Source organism: Candidatus Liberibacter solanacearum CLso-ZC1, assembly GCF_000183665.1.
In the GTDB taxonomy this organism is placed as follows: domain Bacteria; phylum Pseudomonadota; class Alphaproteobacteria; order Rhizobiales; family Rhizobiaceae; genus Liberibacter; species Liberibacter solanacearum.
The window spans coordinates 442,671-456,923 of record NC_014774.1 but is presented as its reverse complement, the minus strand read 5'-3'; the positions used below and the strand labels follow the sequence as shown (position 1 = coordinate 456,923).

The following is a 14,253-nucleotide window of genomic DNA, read 5'->3' as shown; positions in this document are numbered from 1 at the left end:
TAATCACCACAATCAATGTGCATATTATAAATTCCACTATTTCAATGCGGATACAAGCGCCTTTAGATCAGTCTCTATATCAGAGCAAATATCTTGTCTAGCAAGAGCAAAAACAATATTTGCGAGAACAAATCCTTCTTTCGAGCCACAATCATATGTACGCCCTTTAAAATGATATGCAAAAAAAATCTGCCTTTCAGACAACTGTCGCATAGAATCTGTGAGATTTATTTCACCTTTATCTTTCTGTTGCTTCCAATTTTCTAAAATTCCAAAAATATCAGGATGTAAAATATAGCGACCATTAATATAAAATTTAGAAAAAAATGTATCTGGATTTGGCTTTTCAACCATGTCGGATATAAGAAAAGCTTGATCATCTACTGATTCTCCTACTTTAACCATCCCATATTTATAGGACATTTTAGGATCACATTCTGAAACAGCTATAATATTTGCGCCTTTTTTTTCATATAATTGTACCATATTTTTCATACAATTTTCCCCTTCAAAAGGAGATATAATCATATCGGGAAGCAACAGAGCAAAAGGATCATCTCCAATAATATGCCGAGCACACCATACTGCATGCCCTAGACCTTTTCTCTCATATTGTCTTGTAAATACAGCATTTTCAATTTTTGGAACAGCTTCTGTCAACAACGTTAATTCAGCTGTTTTTTCTCTTTTTTTAAGAGATTGTTCCAACTCAAATTGAATGTCGAAATAATCTTCGATCAAATTTTTTCCACGTCCTGTAACAAATACAAAATGCCGCAATCCAGCTTCCAAAGCTTCCTCTACAACATATTGAATAACAGGCTTATCCACTATAGCCAGCATTTCCTTAGGAACTACTTTAGAAATAGGAAGAAAACGCATTCCAAAGCCCGCAATAGGAAAAACAGCTTTTTGAATCTTTTTAAACGACTCCATTGTATTTCTTTTCTCATCCTCTTAGATATTTTCTATCTACAGATATGTTTTTTACTGTCAGTTATAACATGGAATACCATCACCATAAAAAAGACATTTTTGATCAATCGTCACTAAAATCTATCTACAAAACATAGCCTTACCCAAAAATAACCGTCTTCTTCTAGCAATATTATCCTGACAAAGAACAAACCCTGAGCATACGCTTAATTATTTATTTTTCATCTTTATTAGGTATTGTGGGAATCAAATTATTTTTCACAAAAAACAGGACAAATACTTTTTGCGCTATTATAATATACAATATTCGAAGATAGAACAATCATTTTACTTGCGCCTGCAATTCTCAAGTAACCATCGGGGCGTAGCGCAGCCTGGTAGCGCGCTTGGCTGGGGGTCAAGAGGTCGCTGGTTCGATTCCAGTCGCTCCGACCATAATTATGTCATCTAAAAAAATGTTTCAGGGGAAAAAACTATTCCCTTTAGAAAAAAGACACAAAACGCTCCATTAAAATATATAAAACGATAAAAACCCTAAAATAAAGATACTTTTTATCAAATAATAACTTAACATCCTTCATAGTATATTGAAATATTCACACCTACTTGAGTGCACATACTCAAAAAATAAATTGTCTTTCCTCAATGGGAGAATCTTTCCAATGATTAAATCGTTGTTATCTAAATTAGAAAATATATATATTATAAGAATTATAACAACAATCATTGCAGGAATAATTATCTCTTTTTTAACCATTCAACACGTTGGAGGATATGCTCCTTGCGATTTTTGCCTCCGCGAACAAAGACCCTATTACTATTGCTTTTTAATGGCCATAGCCGCAAACTTTTCTATCCAAAATAACCGCCTATACAGAACTACTTTTTTTCTATTAATGACAATTTCCTTGGTTATGCTGTATGACACAATCATTAGCATTATTCATGTTGGAATTGAATGGAATATATGGAGAGAAAACACAATTTGTACGAACGATTCTAAAATAGAATCGGTTAAAAATACAATAGATTTACTGACCCACATGGAACGAGAACATATTCTACGGTGCAATCAAACAAAGTTGTATATTCTAGGATTATCCCTTGCTTTTTGGAATGTCATCTTGAGCTTTATGCTTTCTGTTCTTTCCTACATAGCTGCGGGAAAAACATCTTCATTTTCTGATAATAATTTCAAGAAATAACATTTTCTAAACCTATTCATTTTGGATTCTAATATTCTTCTATTTCAAATACTATATTTTACTAAAATATTAAAATAAAACCATGTAACAATTGAAGCAGTACGAGATGTTGTTGTATCAAAAATATACTCGCCATGGAAGATAAATATTTTACTTTTACCATCAAGGTGGAAAACACACTTGTTTACCTGATTCAAAATAACCTGAATTTCAGCAACATATTCTTTGTCGTATATAGAGTTTTTAAATTAGGCAATTAAGCAAGAGTATATAAAAAACAATCCTTGCCTAGAGATAGAAAAATAAAAATACAAAAGAGATGGTTTTAAGCCATAGACAAGCAAAGACATGTATACATTTCAAAGTTATTGGAAAGAAAGCATACTGCTCACTTTGCTTTTTATTTTTTCTTTATTCAGCGCTACGGTGCTCAGGCAGCATGGAGAAAAGGACAATAACATTTGAAAGACAGTATCTTTTCTATTCAAATGCAAAAAGTCGAATCTCTTATGGAGAAAATAATGAAAAAAAAATTATTTATGCATTTTTTTACTATTATTACTTTCATATTAACTTTTCCATCCAATGTGTTGAGTGTTGTAATAGACGTTGATCCAATAGATGTATTGCGCAATTATGCCACCATCGCACATGCAAAATATGAAGATGCTGTTATATCTGCCCGTACGTTAAATCGTGCTATCGAAACCCTTGTTTCCTCTCCTAGTCAGAAGAATCTCGATAACGCACGTCTGCAATGGATTAAAGCACGAATTCCATATCAACAATCCGAGATATATCGCTTTGGAAGTACTATCGTTAATGCATGGGATAAAAAGATCAATGCATGGCCTATTGATGAAGGAGTTATAGATTATGTTGATATCTCATATGGCAAACATAATGATGAAAACGAACTATACGCTGCCAACATCATAGCTAATACCAAAATTTCCTTCGACGGAAAAGAAATTGACACATCCATTATATCCCCTAAATTGCTCAGGAAATTACATTTCATAAATGGCATAGATACCAATATTACAACTGGTTATCATGTTATAGAATTTCTCTTATGGGGACAGGACTTAAAAACAAATGTTCACGGATCAGGTGAGAGACCTTATACTGATTTTGATATAAAAAAATGCACAGGTGGAAATTGCCAAAGACGCATAGAATATCTCAAAGTTGTCTCAAAAATTCTCGTATCGGATCTGGAAGAGTTAATGAAAGTTTGGAAGCCTGATGGAGAAGAAACCTTAAATATTATGAAAGATACCAACCTAGGATTAGATACCATCATTACTGGCATGACATCTCTATCTTACAATGAATTGGCCGGAGAACGTATGAATCTTGGTCTTATACTACATGACCCTAAACAAGAACTTGATTGTTTTTCAGACAATACATATGCATCTTATTTAAATAATGTTATTGGGATACTCTCCAGCTATACAGGAGAATATACACGCATTAATGGAGAAGAAATCCATGGACCATCAATACACGATTTAATAAAAAACAAGAACAAGAATTTATCTGCAGAGATAAAAAATAAATTTGCTCATACTATGAAAGATTTTTATGCCCTAGCAGAACGTGCTGAACATATCGAATCCTACGATCAAATGATCAGTGCAAATAATCCTGAAGGGAATAAAATAGTACTCAATCTTATAGATGATCTCATTACACAAACAAATTCATTGAAAAAATTACGCATAGCATTGGATTTAAAAGAAATAAACGATTTATAGGGCAACCTCCCTTAGAAAAAAAATTGATTATTTGAAAATATTGGAAATTATTACTTTTACTATTGCTTCCAAATGTTTTTTAGGCGATACCATACCATGTTTTCTTTGTTTTAAAGGAAGTCAAGTTGAGCGGGTGTAGCTCAGGGGTAGAGCACAACCTTGCCAAGGTTGTGGTCGAGGGTTCGAATCCCTTCGCCCGCTCCAAAATTTGTGCTTTCTTGGCTTTCGCATCTTATGCCCAATAAATATAAGTGCAATAATCCTTAAAGATGGCATCTAATGTATGCTATTTTCCCTGAAAATATTGCATATGTATACTTGTTTAAACTAATCTGAGCCGTGTGAAAAAATATCAATATTATCCCAGCCTAATAGATCTAATTCGGCCCTACTCATTAAAAAATTAAAACAAGCTGAAGCAACGTCTGAACGCCCTAGACTTTGAAGTTTTGCTATGAATTTCTCACGCAGTGCATGCAAATGCACTACATCCGAAGCAGCGTATTGGAGCTGTTCATGAGATAAATCATCCTCACTCCAGTCAGATAATTGTTGTTTTTTCGATATATCCACCCCTAACAATTCTCTCAAATTATCCTTCAACCCATGACGATCTATATAAGTTCTAGTCAACCGTGAAGCAATCTTTGTACAAAAAATTGGTTTTACCCTTACTCCAAAAGTATAAAATAATACTGCTATATCAAAGCGAGCATAATGAAAAATTTTTTCTTGCGTTTCATTTGCAAGCATTGTTACAAGATTAGGCGCATTTTTTTGTTCAGCAGCAATCCGAATAATATCAGCGGTCCCATCTCCTGGAGATAACTGCACAACACACAGACGATCTCGACGTGGAATCAGACCAAGCGTTTCCGTATCAACGGCAATAGGGCCAGTATATCTTGCAATACATTCAGTGGGAATATCCCCATTATGCACACGTATAGTTGTCATAATATGAAATTTTACCTTTCCAAAACTATATCATAAAATTGAAATGAGAATTATTGCTAAATATAAAAAAAGAAGATACCATCTATTTTTAATGGTATCAATCTTTCATTTCAATAACGCTTATCTAATGAAAAATGAAAAAATATTTAGTTTAAAATAACATTGTATGTCCTTGGTAAGCATTAAAATTTTTCTAATATGTCATCTTTTACTGAATTCTTATTCAAACTGCTTCTTGTAGTTATGAAACTCCCTCCTTATATGTATTCAAGTAGTCATATTTGCGTTCATCCACTGTATTTTTATTAGGGGCTGTCAATGGAATGCTCTTGAAGAGGTCCAAGCAGCCTGCTTAAAGGAGAAAAGACCATGTCAAAAGTCATAGGTATTGACCTCGGCACAACCAATTCATGTGTTGCTATTATGGATGGGAAAAATGTTAGAGTAATCGAAAATGCCGAGGGAACTCGCACCACGCCTTCTATGGTAGCATTTACTGACGAAGGAGAAAGGCTTATAGGGCAGCCTGCAAAACGTCAAGCTGTAACCAATCCTTGCAATACAATATATGCGGTAAAACGCCTTATAGGGCAACGTTTTGCTGATAGCACTGTATCAAAAGACGCTAATTTAATTCCTTTTAAAATTATTGAAGGAAAAAATGGAGATGCGTGGATTGAAGCCCATGGAAAACAGTATTCTCCATCTCAAATATCAGCAATTATATTGCAAAAAATGAAAGAAACGGCTGAGAATTTCCTTGGAGAAAAAGTTGACCAAGCCGTTATTACCGTGCCGGCATACTTTAATGATGCTCAACGACAAGCAACCAAAGATGCTGGTCGTATAGCTGGGCTTGATGTATTGCGTATCATCAATGAACCAACTGCTGCCGCACTTGCATATGGATTAGATAAAAAAGACGGAAAAATCATTATCGTTTTTGATTTTGGTGGTGGAACTTTTGACGTTTCGCTTCTAGAAATGGGCGATGGTGTTTTTGAAGTAAAAGCAACTAACGGTGATACATTTCTCGGTGGAGAAGACTTTGATTCATGTCTTGTCGAACATATCTGTGACAATTTTCAAAAGGAAAATGGCATAGACCTGAGAAAAGATACCCTTGCTCTACAACGCTTAAAAGAAGCAGCGGAAAAAGCAAAGATTGAATTATCATCAGCACAACAAACAGAAATTAATCTTCCTTTTATTTCTGCCAATAGTGCAGGTGCTCAGCATCTCAACATGAAGCTAACCCGTGCTCAATTTGAACGCTTAGTTGATCATCTTATACAAAAAACTGTTGAGCCATGTAAGAAATGCTTACAAGACGCAGGATTATCCCCCAACGATATTGATGAGGTTGTATTGGTTGGTGGTATGACTCGCATGCCAAAAATCCAAAAGTCGGTAGAGGATTTCTTCCATAAAACTCCTAGCAAAGGAGTTAATCCGGACGAAGTTGTGGCGATGGGAGCCGCTATACAAGCCGGAGTCCTTCAAGGAGATGTTAAAGACGTTCTTTTATTAGATGTGACGCCTCTTTCTCTTGGTATTGAAACCCTGGGAGGAGTTTTCACCACTCTTATTGAACGTAATAGTACAATCCCAACGAAGAAATCCCAAGTATTTTCAACTGCCACTGATAATCAATCGGCAGTTACCATCCGAATCGGACAAGGTGAAAGAAAAATGTTTACTGACAATAAGTTATTAGGTCAGTTTGATCTTGTAGGAATACCCCCTGCACCTAGAGGAATGCCGCAAATAGCCGTGACGTTTGATATAGACGCAAACGGCATAGTACAAGTATCTGCGAAAGACAAAGGAACAGGGAAAGAGCAACAGATCAGCATTCAAGCCTCTGGCGGTCTCTCTTCTGAAGAAATTGAGAATATGGTCAAGGATGCAGAGATGCATGCTGAAATGGACAAAAAACGCCGTGAAACTGTTGAATCAAAAAATCAAGCAGAAAACTTGATACACTCAACAGAACAATCGTTAAAAGAACATGGCGATAAAATTTCTGAAGAAGATCAAAAGTCTATCCGAGAATCGATTGATGCACTACAATCTATCCTCGATGACAAGGATTCCGAAGAAGGGAAAATAAAAGAAGCAACTCAAAAACTGATGGAAGTATCTATGAATCTTGGAAAAGCTATTTATGAAGCACAAGCGAAAAAAGATGCAACAGCAGCAGAAGATGCTACTACAACTACTACAGAAAAAAAAGCTGAGGATGATGTCGTAGATGCTGATTATGAAGAAATTAAAGATGATAAAAATGACAAGAAAAAAACCTAATTTCTTAATATTATATGTAACATTATAAGAAGAAATCCGGTCATTTTAAAATGACCGGATTTCCATCATCGGAGGATAAATTTAGCATGACAAAGCCTGATTTTTATCAAGTACTGGGTGTAGAGCGCAATGCTAATGATAAAGAGCTTAAATCTGCATTTCGATCTCTGGCAATGAAATATCATCCTGATCGGAATCAAAATGATCCTAAAGCAAAAGAGAGATTCGGACAAATAAGCGAAGCCTATGAAGTGCTACGGGATCCTCAAAAACGTGCTCTTTATGATCAAGGTGGTCATGATGCTCTTGAACATGGAGGGCAATCATACAGCGCTGGAGGATTTGGAAATAACATGCATGGAAGCAGTGTTTTTTCCGAAATTTTCGAAGATATTTTTGGCGGTATGATGGGATCTGGGCGTAGCCATAAACGAAGCACAGCAACAGGAGAGGCCGGCGCAGACCTTCGTTATAATTTAGATATTTCTCTTGAAGAAGCTTTTTCTGGAAAAGCTATACAAATTAATATCCCTACTGCTGTAAAATGTAATTCTTGCTCTGGATCAGGAGCAAAACCAGGAACTAATCCAAAAACTTGTAATATTTGCAACGGATCTGGACGCGTTTATACTACAGCTCAAAATTTTTTCTCTATTGAGCGTGCATGTGTCACCTGCCAAGGATCTGGAAAAATCATCTCTAATCCTTGTTCTAAGTGTCATGGTCAAGGTCGTATAGCAGAAGAAAAGCTCTTGTCTGTCAACATTCCACCTGGTGTTGATGATGGAACACGTATTAGGTTATCTGGCGAAGGTGAAGCTGGTATTCATGGTGGTCCTCCTGGAGACTTGTATATTTTTATCTCTGTAAAGAAACATCAATTTTTTCAAAGAGATGGAGCTGATTTGTACTGTACAGTCCCCATTTCTATAGTCACTACCGCAATTGGAGGAACTTTTGACGTAGCAACGTTAGATGCCACACATTCGCGTGTTAATATTCCTGAGGGAACTCAGACTGGGAAACAGTTTCGCCTTAAGGGAAAGGGTATGCCAGTAGTCAATTCTACTCGCAAAGGAGATCTTTACGTTCAGCTTCAGGTAGAAACGCCACAAAAACTAAACAAACGTCAGCGTGAGCTATTAAAAGAATTCGAACAAATATCTTCAAAAGATAATAATCCCCAATCTACAGGTTTTTTTGTACGAATGAAAGATTTTTTTGATTCTCTAGGAAGATAACCGTATAAATCAATACTTAAATTCTTTTAAAAAGGCTATAATGATGTAGAGACTACACTAAAATTAAACATGTACACGCAAGCACTGAGAAGTAAGATATAAAACTGATCATATGCTTAACGAAAGTAGTAATGAACATTACTTTTTAGGAAACACAGTGATCTCTCAAATGATTAAAAATGTATCGAACACATTTTCTCTTATAAAATAAATTTACTATGGTTCATAATGGGACATAGCATAATTATCCAGCCATAGTTGCTACAATGTATCATAGAATAGAACCGCTATCTTTCATCAGAAAACGACATATTGAATAGCTCAAAGTGGAGCAAGCCATGTGTTTTTACCCGATTCATTAAAAATATCCCCATGGAAATTGATATTAATAGCACAAAAAGACGCATATCCCAATTATATAACCCATTACATATCGCAAGCGCAAAAGCCATTTGATCAACCTTTTTTGCAAAAAAGCAGATAATCATATTTTAAGAATAGTCGTTCCTATAAAATTGGGATAAGCGTTAATTGATGGAGGAGAGAGGGGGATTCGAACCCCCGATACCCTTAGGTACTCCGCATTTCGAGTGCGGTACATTCAACCACTCTGTCATCTCTCCATTAAATAAACTAATAACTTAATATAAATATGCGAACTTGCCTTAAATCTCATACTTTCCTTGACATAGAATTCAGGTTTGATTAGCTACTATGTTAGGATAGATTAGTAAATTATAAAATAGAATGTCATGATTGTTGCTTAACTTCAACGGATAATTTAGTCTTCACTAGTATTTGTTGATTGTGCTAACGAAAAAATCGCGCGATATTCAATATGATTGAAGAAGAAAGGAAATGCGTTATGTTTGCAATTATAAAACATGGAGGGAAACAGCGTCGTGTGGCTGCTACCGATACCATCACGGTAGAAAAAATCGTCGCTCAAGACGGTGATAATATACGATTTGATAATGTTCTTGCGATCGGAAATGATCAATCTCTTTCGATAGGGACTCCTTGCGTAGAAGGCGCTTATGTTGAAGCTGAAGTTATAAAACAGCTCCGTACGAAAAAAGTAATTATTTTCAAAAAACGCCGTCGGCAAAATTCCAAACGAACTCAAGGACATCGTCAAGAAATGACAATGGTACGTATTACTAATATTGTTGCTTAAGATAAGTGTTTTGAAAAAATTAAGATTCTATAGGAAAATATAATGGCACATAAAAAATCTGGTGGATCAACGCAAAATGGAAGAGATTCTGCAGGACGAAGGCTCGGTTTAAAAAAATTTGGTGGAGAATTCGTCACCGCAGGAAATATAATCGTACGTCAACGTGGAACACGTTATCATCCTGGATTAAATGTAGGCATAGGGAAAGATCATACTATTTTTGCACTTGTCGATGGCAATGTGCATTTTAAAACTATCGCTAAAGGAAGACCACGCGTATCTGTTATTCAAAACACAAAAGATGCTAAACAATGAGGATTCTATCTTAATTTACAAACACCTTCACTGCTGAAAGAAATACGTATTCCTTTATTGGATGCCCATATCTATTTCTGAAGAGATATTTAAAATAAAATAATGTTCTAAAACAAATAGGAAACATACCTGTATCACCTTAGCGTGTTCTATAGGAATATTTCTTAAACCATTCAGCTATACAAATTATTCTAATCCTAGCGGTATTTAATGAAATTTCTAGACGAAGCAAAAGTTTATATTAGATCAGGAGATGGAGGTGCCGGAGGTATTTCTTTTAGACGTGAAAAATTTATTGAGTTCGGTGGACCAGATGGCGGATCAGGTGGGCGTGGCGGAGACATATGGATAAAGGCAATTAATAATCTTAATACCTTGGTAGATTACCGCTATCAACAACATTTTAAGGCCCAATCTGGAACAAAAGGGATGAAACGCAATCGAACTGGAGCAAAGGGATCAGATGTCGTCCTTACCGTCCCCGTTGGAACACAAGTTTTTGAGGAAGATAGAACAAGCCTCATCTGTGATCTCGACCAAGAAGGACAATGTGTTTTATTAGCTCCTGGTGGCAACGGAGGTTTTGGAAATCTTCACTTTAAATCATCTACTAATCAGTCCCCTCGTTATGCTAATCTTGGCATACCGGGACAAGAGAAAATTATTTGGCTTAAATTAAAGTTAATTGCCGATATTGGTATTATTGGTCTTCCTAATGCAGGAAAATCTACTTTCTTAGCATCTGTAACCAGGGCAAAACCTAAAATTGCCGATTATCCATTTACCACCTTATATCCCAACTTAGGAATCGCAAAGGTAGGATACGAAGAATTCGTACTAGCCGATATTCCTGGAATCATAAAAAATGCCCATAAGGGCGCAGGCATTGGAGATCGATTTCTAAAACATACCGAACGCACCTATATCTTACTACATATAATTTCTGCCCTTGAAGAGAATATTCAAGAGGCATATCAATCTATCTTACATGAGTTGCATTCTTATAATAGCGAATTACGCCAAAAAATAGAGATAGTCGGACTTTCTCAAATAGACACGGTAGATAGCGATACTCTGATCAGAAAAAAGAATGAACTTGCTTCTATATGCGGACAGATGCCTTTTGCATTTTCATCTATTACAGGAAGTGGAATACCACAGATACTAGAATGTCTTCATGATAAAATTGTATCTATAAGGAAATAAAAAAATATAAAAAATACTATCGAAAGTATTCTGCGTTATTAACTACTGAATACGTGATAAAAAATCATTGAATACATTTATTTATATGTCATTTATTAAAAAACAAAAATAAATATTCTGAAAAAATACTTGGGGGCGAGTATCTCAAACATATTCAATTGAATAGCTTACTCTCTTTAACATAATAGATCTAAAAAAATTAGAGTCGCAATAATGCAGTACTATCAATCCCTTAAAGACATTACACGCATGCCAAAAGTAGAAGCCGGCATGAAGATTGGTCTATTCGGAGGAACTTTCAACCCTCCACATTACGGACACATAGAAATAGCTCATATTGCTATTAAAAAACTCAATTTAGATCAATTATGGTGGATAATAAGCCCATATCATCCTATTAAAAGTTATAACTCCCCTTCTCCGTTGATAAAACGGATTGCTTTAAGCAAGTCGCTAGTCAAAAATCCACGTATCCGTATTACTGCTTTTGAAAAACCTCTTTCTCTTAATCATACACAGACTTTTCACACAATACTTCAAGTCAAAAAACATAATAAATTAGTGAATTTTATCTGGATTATGGGAGCAGATAATATAAAAAGTTTTCATCACTGGCATCACTGGAAAAGAATTGTCATGACAGTTCCTATCGCAATCATTGATAGATTTGACGTAACATTCAACTATATATCATCTCCGATGGCAAAAACATTTGAACATGCTCGACTAGACGAATCATTAAGTCATACCTTATGCGAAACACCTCCGCCTTCTTGGACGTTTATTCATGATAAACATCACATCATAAGCTCTACAGCTATTCGAAAACAACAATTAGAGGAAAATAAATACAGCATCAAAAACAATAACTCAATCAACACTTATATTGATTGACTGTAATGATTCAATTATGACAACATCCCTCTTTTGAATTGAATATACACAAGCAAAGAAATAAAAATCACAAACCACCAAAAGAACAGATGATATACTGTTGCAGTCACTATCTTGTACTTGTAAAAAAAGAGAACTATGGAGAGAAAAAACGATTTTTAATGGCGATATAATAGCAATAATCATATAAAATAAAAGTTATATGTTATCCGAAATGTTATACTAGTAAGTAATGGTGCGCCCGAAGAGATTCGAACTCCTGACCCCCAGATTCGTAGTCTGGTACTCTATCCAGCTGAGCTACGGGCGCTTATAAAACACATATCTGTTTAAATGGATACGGGCAAGATTACAAGAAGATATGATCAAAAAAATAAAGTAATTTAAAAAAAGAATTTTTCGATTACTTTAAAAAATCTAAATCACAAGATAAAAAATATTTTACAAGAAAATAGTTTAGGATACTTATAACTTATATCCATTACGAGATACCCATCTAAATAACAAATAGCATAAATCTAAAAATTTTCAAAACAGGCTTCTAATAATTTAATTTGTGTTTGAACATGATTGGGCTTATGCGATACATCATTGAGATCTGTCCGGTATATTTCTTTATCTAGCAAAACTACTCGCTTTTGAAGTTGTAAAGAACGTTCCACAAGATTTCTAAAAAAAGATGGAAGATCGCTCCACTCAGGAATAGTATAATCCAAATGAGAAGAATCAAATTTTATTTTCTTTTTCTCTGCTATAACCTGTTCCAGAGTCATATTCCCATCTTCTAAAGCACGCCGCAGCAATAACCAAGAAACCATCTGCATTAAGCGCGTTGTTAACAGTACTGATTCAGAAGTATATAACGATGAAACTACACGTGACAATGTTTTGGATAATGAAAGTCCCTCTTCATCAAAATAACAAGACGTCTCTTCTACAAGAGACATACACTCTTTATAAAGAACTTTCAATCGAATAGAAGATACCGTTCTATCCATAAAACTAATTGCACCCGAAATACGATTAGACATAGATTAATCCTTATCTAAAATGCCCTAAATATATCAATTTTCAAGAAAGTGAGTATCTCTACTCACACTTTAAAATGAAAGGTCACCATTACTACAACATTATTGAGAAAGAATATCTTTCCAATAGAAGACCACTTCTTATGATTTTTAAATAGCCTATCATTCTTTTTCCAAAATTATTTATCATTATTTCTTTCTAGATGTCTTTCCCAACATCCTTTAGTTGCCAAACTATTCATCTGAGCACGATGTGATAAAACACGTTGTGCAGCAATGATATTTTCCTGTTTTCCGTTCCATACACGTAATGCAGATTCCTGTAATGCACGACCATAGGAAAAACTTAATCGCCAAGGAGAGTTTCCCATAGCATTCATTGCCGACAAACGTGCTGTAGCATCTTGTTCAGACTGTCCCCCAGATAGAAATGCTATACCTTGGACAGAACAAGGAACTACACGCTTAAGTATTCGTATGGTCTTGTTCGCAATTTCTTCATCTGATACTTGAGGAGCATCTTTTCCTGGAAGAATCATATTTGATTTTAGAACCAAACCTTCAAAACAAACTCTCATGGTGTATAATTCATCAAATAACGTACGTAACACAAATTCTGTCACTTCCGCACAACGTTCAATTGTATGATCTCCATCCATAAGAACTTCAGGCTCAACTATCGGAACAATTCCAGCACTCTGACAAAGAGCAGCATAGCGCGCTAATATGTGCATATTTGCTTTAACAACAGCCACACTTGGTAATACATCAGAAACAGACAAGACCACGCGCCATTTAGCAACACGAGCCCCAGCATCTTTATACAACTTTAATCTCACATCTAAATCATCTAGGCCTATAGTAATACATTCCCCTGGATATAGCGGACAAGGCTTTAATCCACGATCAACTTTGATCCCGATCAATACACCAGAAGAAGATATAAGATCCACTAATGGCGTACCATCCTGAGATTTCTGATAAAGGGTTTCTTCATAAAGGAGAATACTAGAAATGTATTGCATAGCATCTTTTGAACGAAACAACATTTCTCGATAATCACGTCTCAAATTTTCTGTTGATTCTACATTGATCGCATTAAAACGCTTTTGTATAGTAGCATTAGACTCATCAGCGGCAAGGATTCCTTTCCCTTCTTGAAGTATTGTAGCAACATTCCTTTTCAGTTCTTCGACCATTATCTGTTCTCTCCATAAAATATTT

The 14,253-nt window shown here is 35.3% G+C and carries 12 protein-coding genes and 4 tRNA genes; 10 read left to right on the top strand and 6 right to left on the bottom strand.

The genetic code is table 11. The annotated features are described in order from the left end of the window. Positions 1-36: 36 nt before the first annotated feature. Complete coding sequence (locus tag CKC_RS02090) at positions 37-936, bottom strand: UTP--glucose-1-phosphate uridylyltransferase (protein WP_013461832.1); 900 nt, start codon at positions 934-936, stop codon at positions 37-39. A gap of 358 nt (positions 937-1,294) precedes the next feature. Between CKC_RS02090 and CKC_RS02085 the strand changes: the two genes are divergently transcribed. The 4 genes from CKC_RS02085 (at position 1,295) to CKC_RS02070 (ending at position 4,108) form a co-directional block, all read left to right on the top strand. Next, positions 1,295-1,371 (top strand) — tRNA-Pro (locus CKC_RS02085). 227 nt (positions 1,372-1,598) lie between these two features. Next, positions 1,599-2,141 carry a disulfide bond formation protein B gene (locus CKC_RS02080; protein WP_013461831.1) on the top strand — a complete coding sequence of 181 codons (543 nt, stop codon included), beginning with the start codon at positions 1,599-1,601 and terminating at the stop codon, positions 2,139-2,141. Between the two features lie 521 nt (positions 2,142-2,662). After that, complete coding sequence (locus CKC_RS02075) at positions 2,663-3,904, top strand: imelysin family protein (RefSeq protein WP_050780909.1); 1,242 nt, start codon at positions 2,663-2,665, stop codon at positions 3,902-3,904. A gap of 129 nt (positions 3,905-4,033) precedes the next feature. Beyond that, positions 4,034-4,108, top strand: a tRNA-Gly gene (locus CKC_RS02070). Between the two features lie 123 nt (positions 4,109-4,231). Here CKC_RS02070 and CKC_RS02065 read toward each other — a convergent pair. Continuing rightward, positions 4,232-4,864 carry a ribonuclease D gene (locus tag CKC_RS02065; protein WP_407059607.1) on the bottom strand — a complete coding sequence of 211 codons (633 nt, stop codon included), beginning with the start codon at positions 4,862-4,864 and terminating at the stop codon, positions 4,232-4,234. Positions 4,865-5,230: 366 nt separating this feature from the next. On the opposite strand from CKC_RS02065, the gene dnaK reads away from it, so the two are divergent. After that, on the top strand, positions 5,231-7,168 hold the full coding sequence (gene dnaK / locus CKC_RS02060) for a molecular chaperone DnaK (RefSeq protein ID WP_013461828.1): 1,938 nt from the start codon (positions 5,231-5,233) through the stop codon (positions 7,166-7,168). 86 nt (positions 7,169-7,254) lie between these two features. Beyond that, positions 7,255-8,409: a molecular chaperone DnaJ gene (dnaJ, locus tag CKC_RS02055; protein ID WP_013461827.1), complete on the top strand. Its 1,155-nt coding sequence runs from the start codon at positions 7,255-7,257 to the stop codon at positions 8,407-8,409. A gap of 535 nt (positions 8,410-8,944) precedes the next feature. Here the strand turns inward: dnaJ and CKC_RS02045 are convergent. After that, positions 8,945-9,032, bottom strand: a tRNA-Ser gene (locus tag CKC_RS02045). 242 nt (positions 9,033-9,274) lie between these two features. Here CKC_RS02045 and rplU point away from each other — a divergent pair. From rplU to CKC_RS02025, 4 genes are all read left to right on the top strand, one after another. Continuing rightward, entirely contained in the window at positions 9,275-9,586 is a 312-nt protein-coding gene (rplU, locus tag CKC_RS02040; RefSeq protein WP_013461825.1) for a 50S ribosomal protein L21, read from the top strand. Between the two features lie 42 nt (positions 9,587-9,628). Beyond that, positions 9,629-9,901 (top strand): 50S ribosomal protein L27, encoded by a 273-nt coding sequence (gene rpmA / locus CKC_RS02035; protein WP_013461824.1) that lies wholly within the window; start codon positions 9,629-9,631, stop codon positions 9,899-9,901. A 210-nt stretch (positions 9,902-10,111) separates the two neighbouring features. Continuing rightward, complete coding sequence (obgE, locus tag CKC_RS02030) at positions 10,112-11,107, top strand: GTPase ObgE (RefSeq protein WP_013461823.1); 996 nt, start codon at positions 10,112-10,114, stop codon at positions 11,105-11,107. Positions 11,108-11,320: 213 nt separating this feature from the next. Beyond that, complete coding sequence (locus CKC_RS02025; RefSeq protein ID WP_013461822.1) at positions 11,321-12,001, top strand: nicotinate-nucleotide adenylyltransferase; 681 nt, start codon at positions 11,321-11,323, stop codon at positions 11,999-12,001. 233 nt (positions 12,002-12,234) lie between these two features. Here the strand turns inward: CKC_RS02025 and CKC_RS02015 are convergent. From CKC_RS02015 to CKC_RS02005, 3 genes are all read right to left on the bottom strand, one after another. Beyond that, positions 12,235-12,311 (bottom strand) — tRNA-Arg (locus tag CKC_RS02015). 208 nt (positions 12,312-12,519) lie between these two features. After that, complete coding sequence (locus CKC_RS02010; RefSeq protein WP_013461820.1) at positions 12,520-13,032, bottom strand: DUF1465 family protein; 513 nt, start codon at positions 13,030-13,032, stop codon at positions 12,520-12,522. 176 nt (positions 13,033-13,208) lie between these two features. Then, positions 13,209-14,228 carry a class I fructose-bisphosphate aldolase gene (locus tag CKC_RS02005; RefSeq protein ID WP_013461819.1) on the bottom strand — a complete coding sequence of 340 codons (1,020 nt, stop codon included), beginning with the start codon at positions 14,226-14,228 and terminating at the stop codon, positions 13,209-13,211. Positions 14,229-14,253: the final 25 nt, after the last annotated feature.

Excerpts from the sequence above, each read along its gene's own strand:
- CKC_RS02090 (WP_013461832.1), bottom strand. The coding sequence starts at position 936 with ATGGAGTCGTTTAAAAAGATTCAAAAAGCTGTTTTTCCTATTGCGGGC.
- CKC_RS02080 (WP_013461831.1), top strand. The coding sequence starts at position 1,599 with ATGATTAAATCGTTGTTATCTAAATTAGAAAATATATATATTATAAGA.
- CKC_RS02075 (WP_050780909.1), top strand. The coding sequence starts at position 2,663 with ATGAAAAAAAAATTATTTATGCATTTTTTTACTATTATTACTTTCATA.
- dnaK (WP_013461828.1), top strand. The coding sequence starts at position 5,231 with ATGTCAAAAGTCATAGGTATTGACCTCGGCACAACCAATTCATGTGTT.
- dnaJ (WP_013461827.1), top strand. The coding sequence starts at position 7,255 with ATGACAAAGCCTGATTTTTATCAAGTACTGGGTGTAGAGCGCAATGCT.
- rplU (WP_013461825.1), top strand. The coding sequence starts at position 9,275 with ATGTTTGCAATTATAAAACATGGAGGGAAACAGCGTCGTGTGGCTGCT.
- rpmA (WP_013461824.1), top strand. The coding sequence starts at position 9,629 with ATGGCACATAAAAAATCTGGTGGATCAACGCAAAATGGAAGAGATTCT.
- obgE (WP_013461823.1), top strand. The coding sequence starts at position 10,112 with ATGAAATTTCTAGACGAAGCAAAAGTTTATATTAGATCAGGAGATGGA.
- CKC_RS02025 (WP_013461822.1), top strand. The coding sequence starts at position 11,321 with ATGCAGTACTATCAATCCCTTAAAGACATTACACGCATGCCAAAAGTA.
- CKC_RS02010 (WP_013461820.1), bottom strand. The coding sequence starts at position 13,032 with ATGTCTAATCGTATTTCGGGTGCAATTAGTTTTATGGATAGAACGGTA.
- CKC_RS02005 (WP_013461819.1), bottom strand. The coding sequence starts at position 14,228 with ATGGTCGAAGAACTGAAAAGGAATGTTGCTACAATACTTCAAGAAGGG.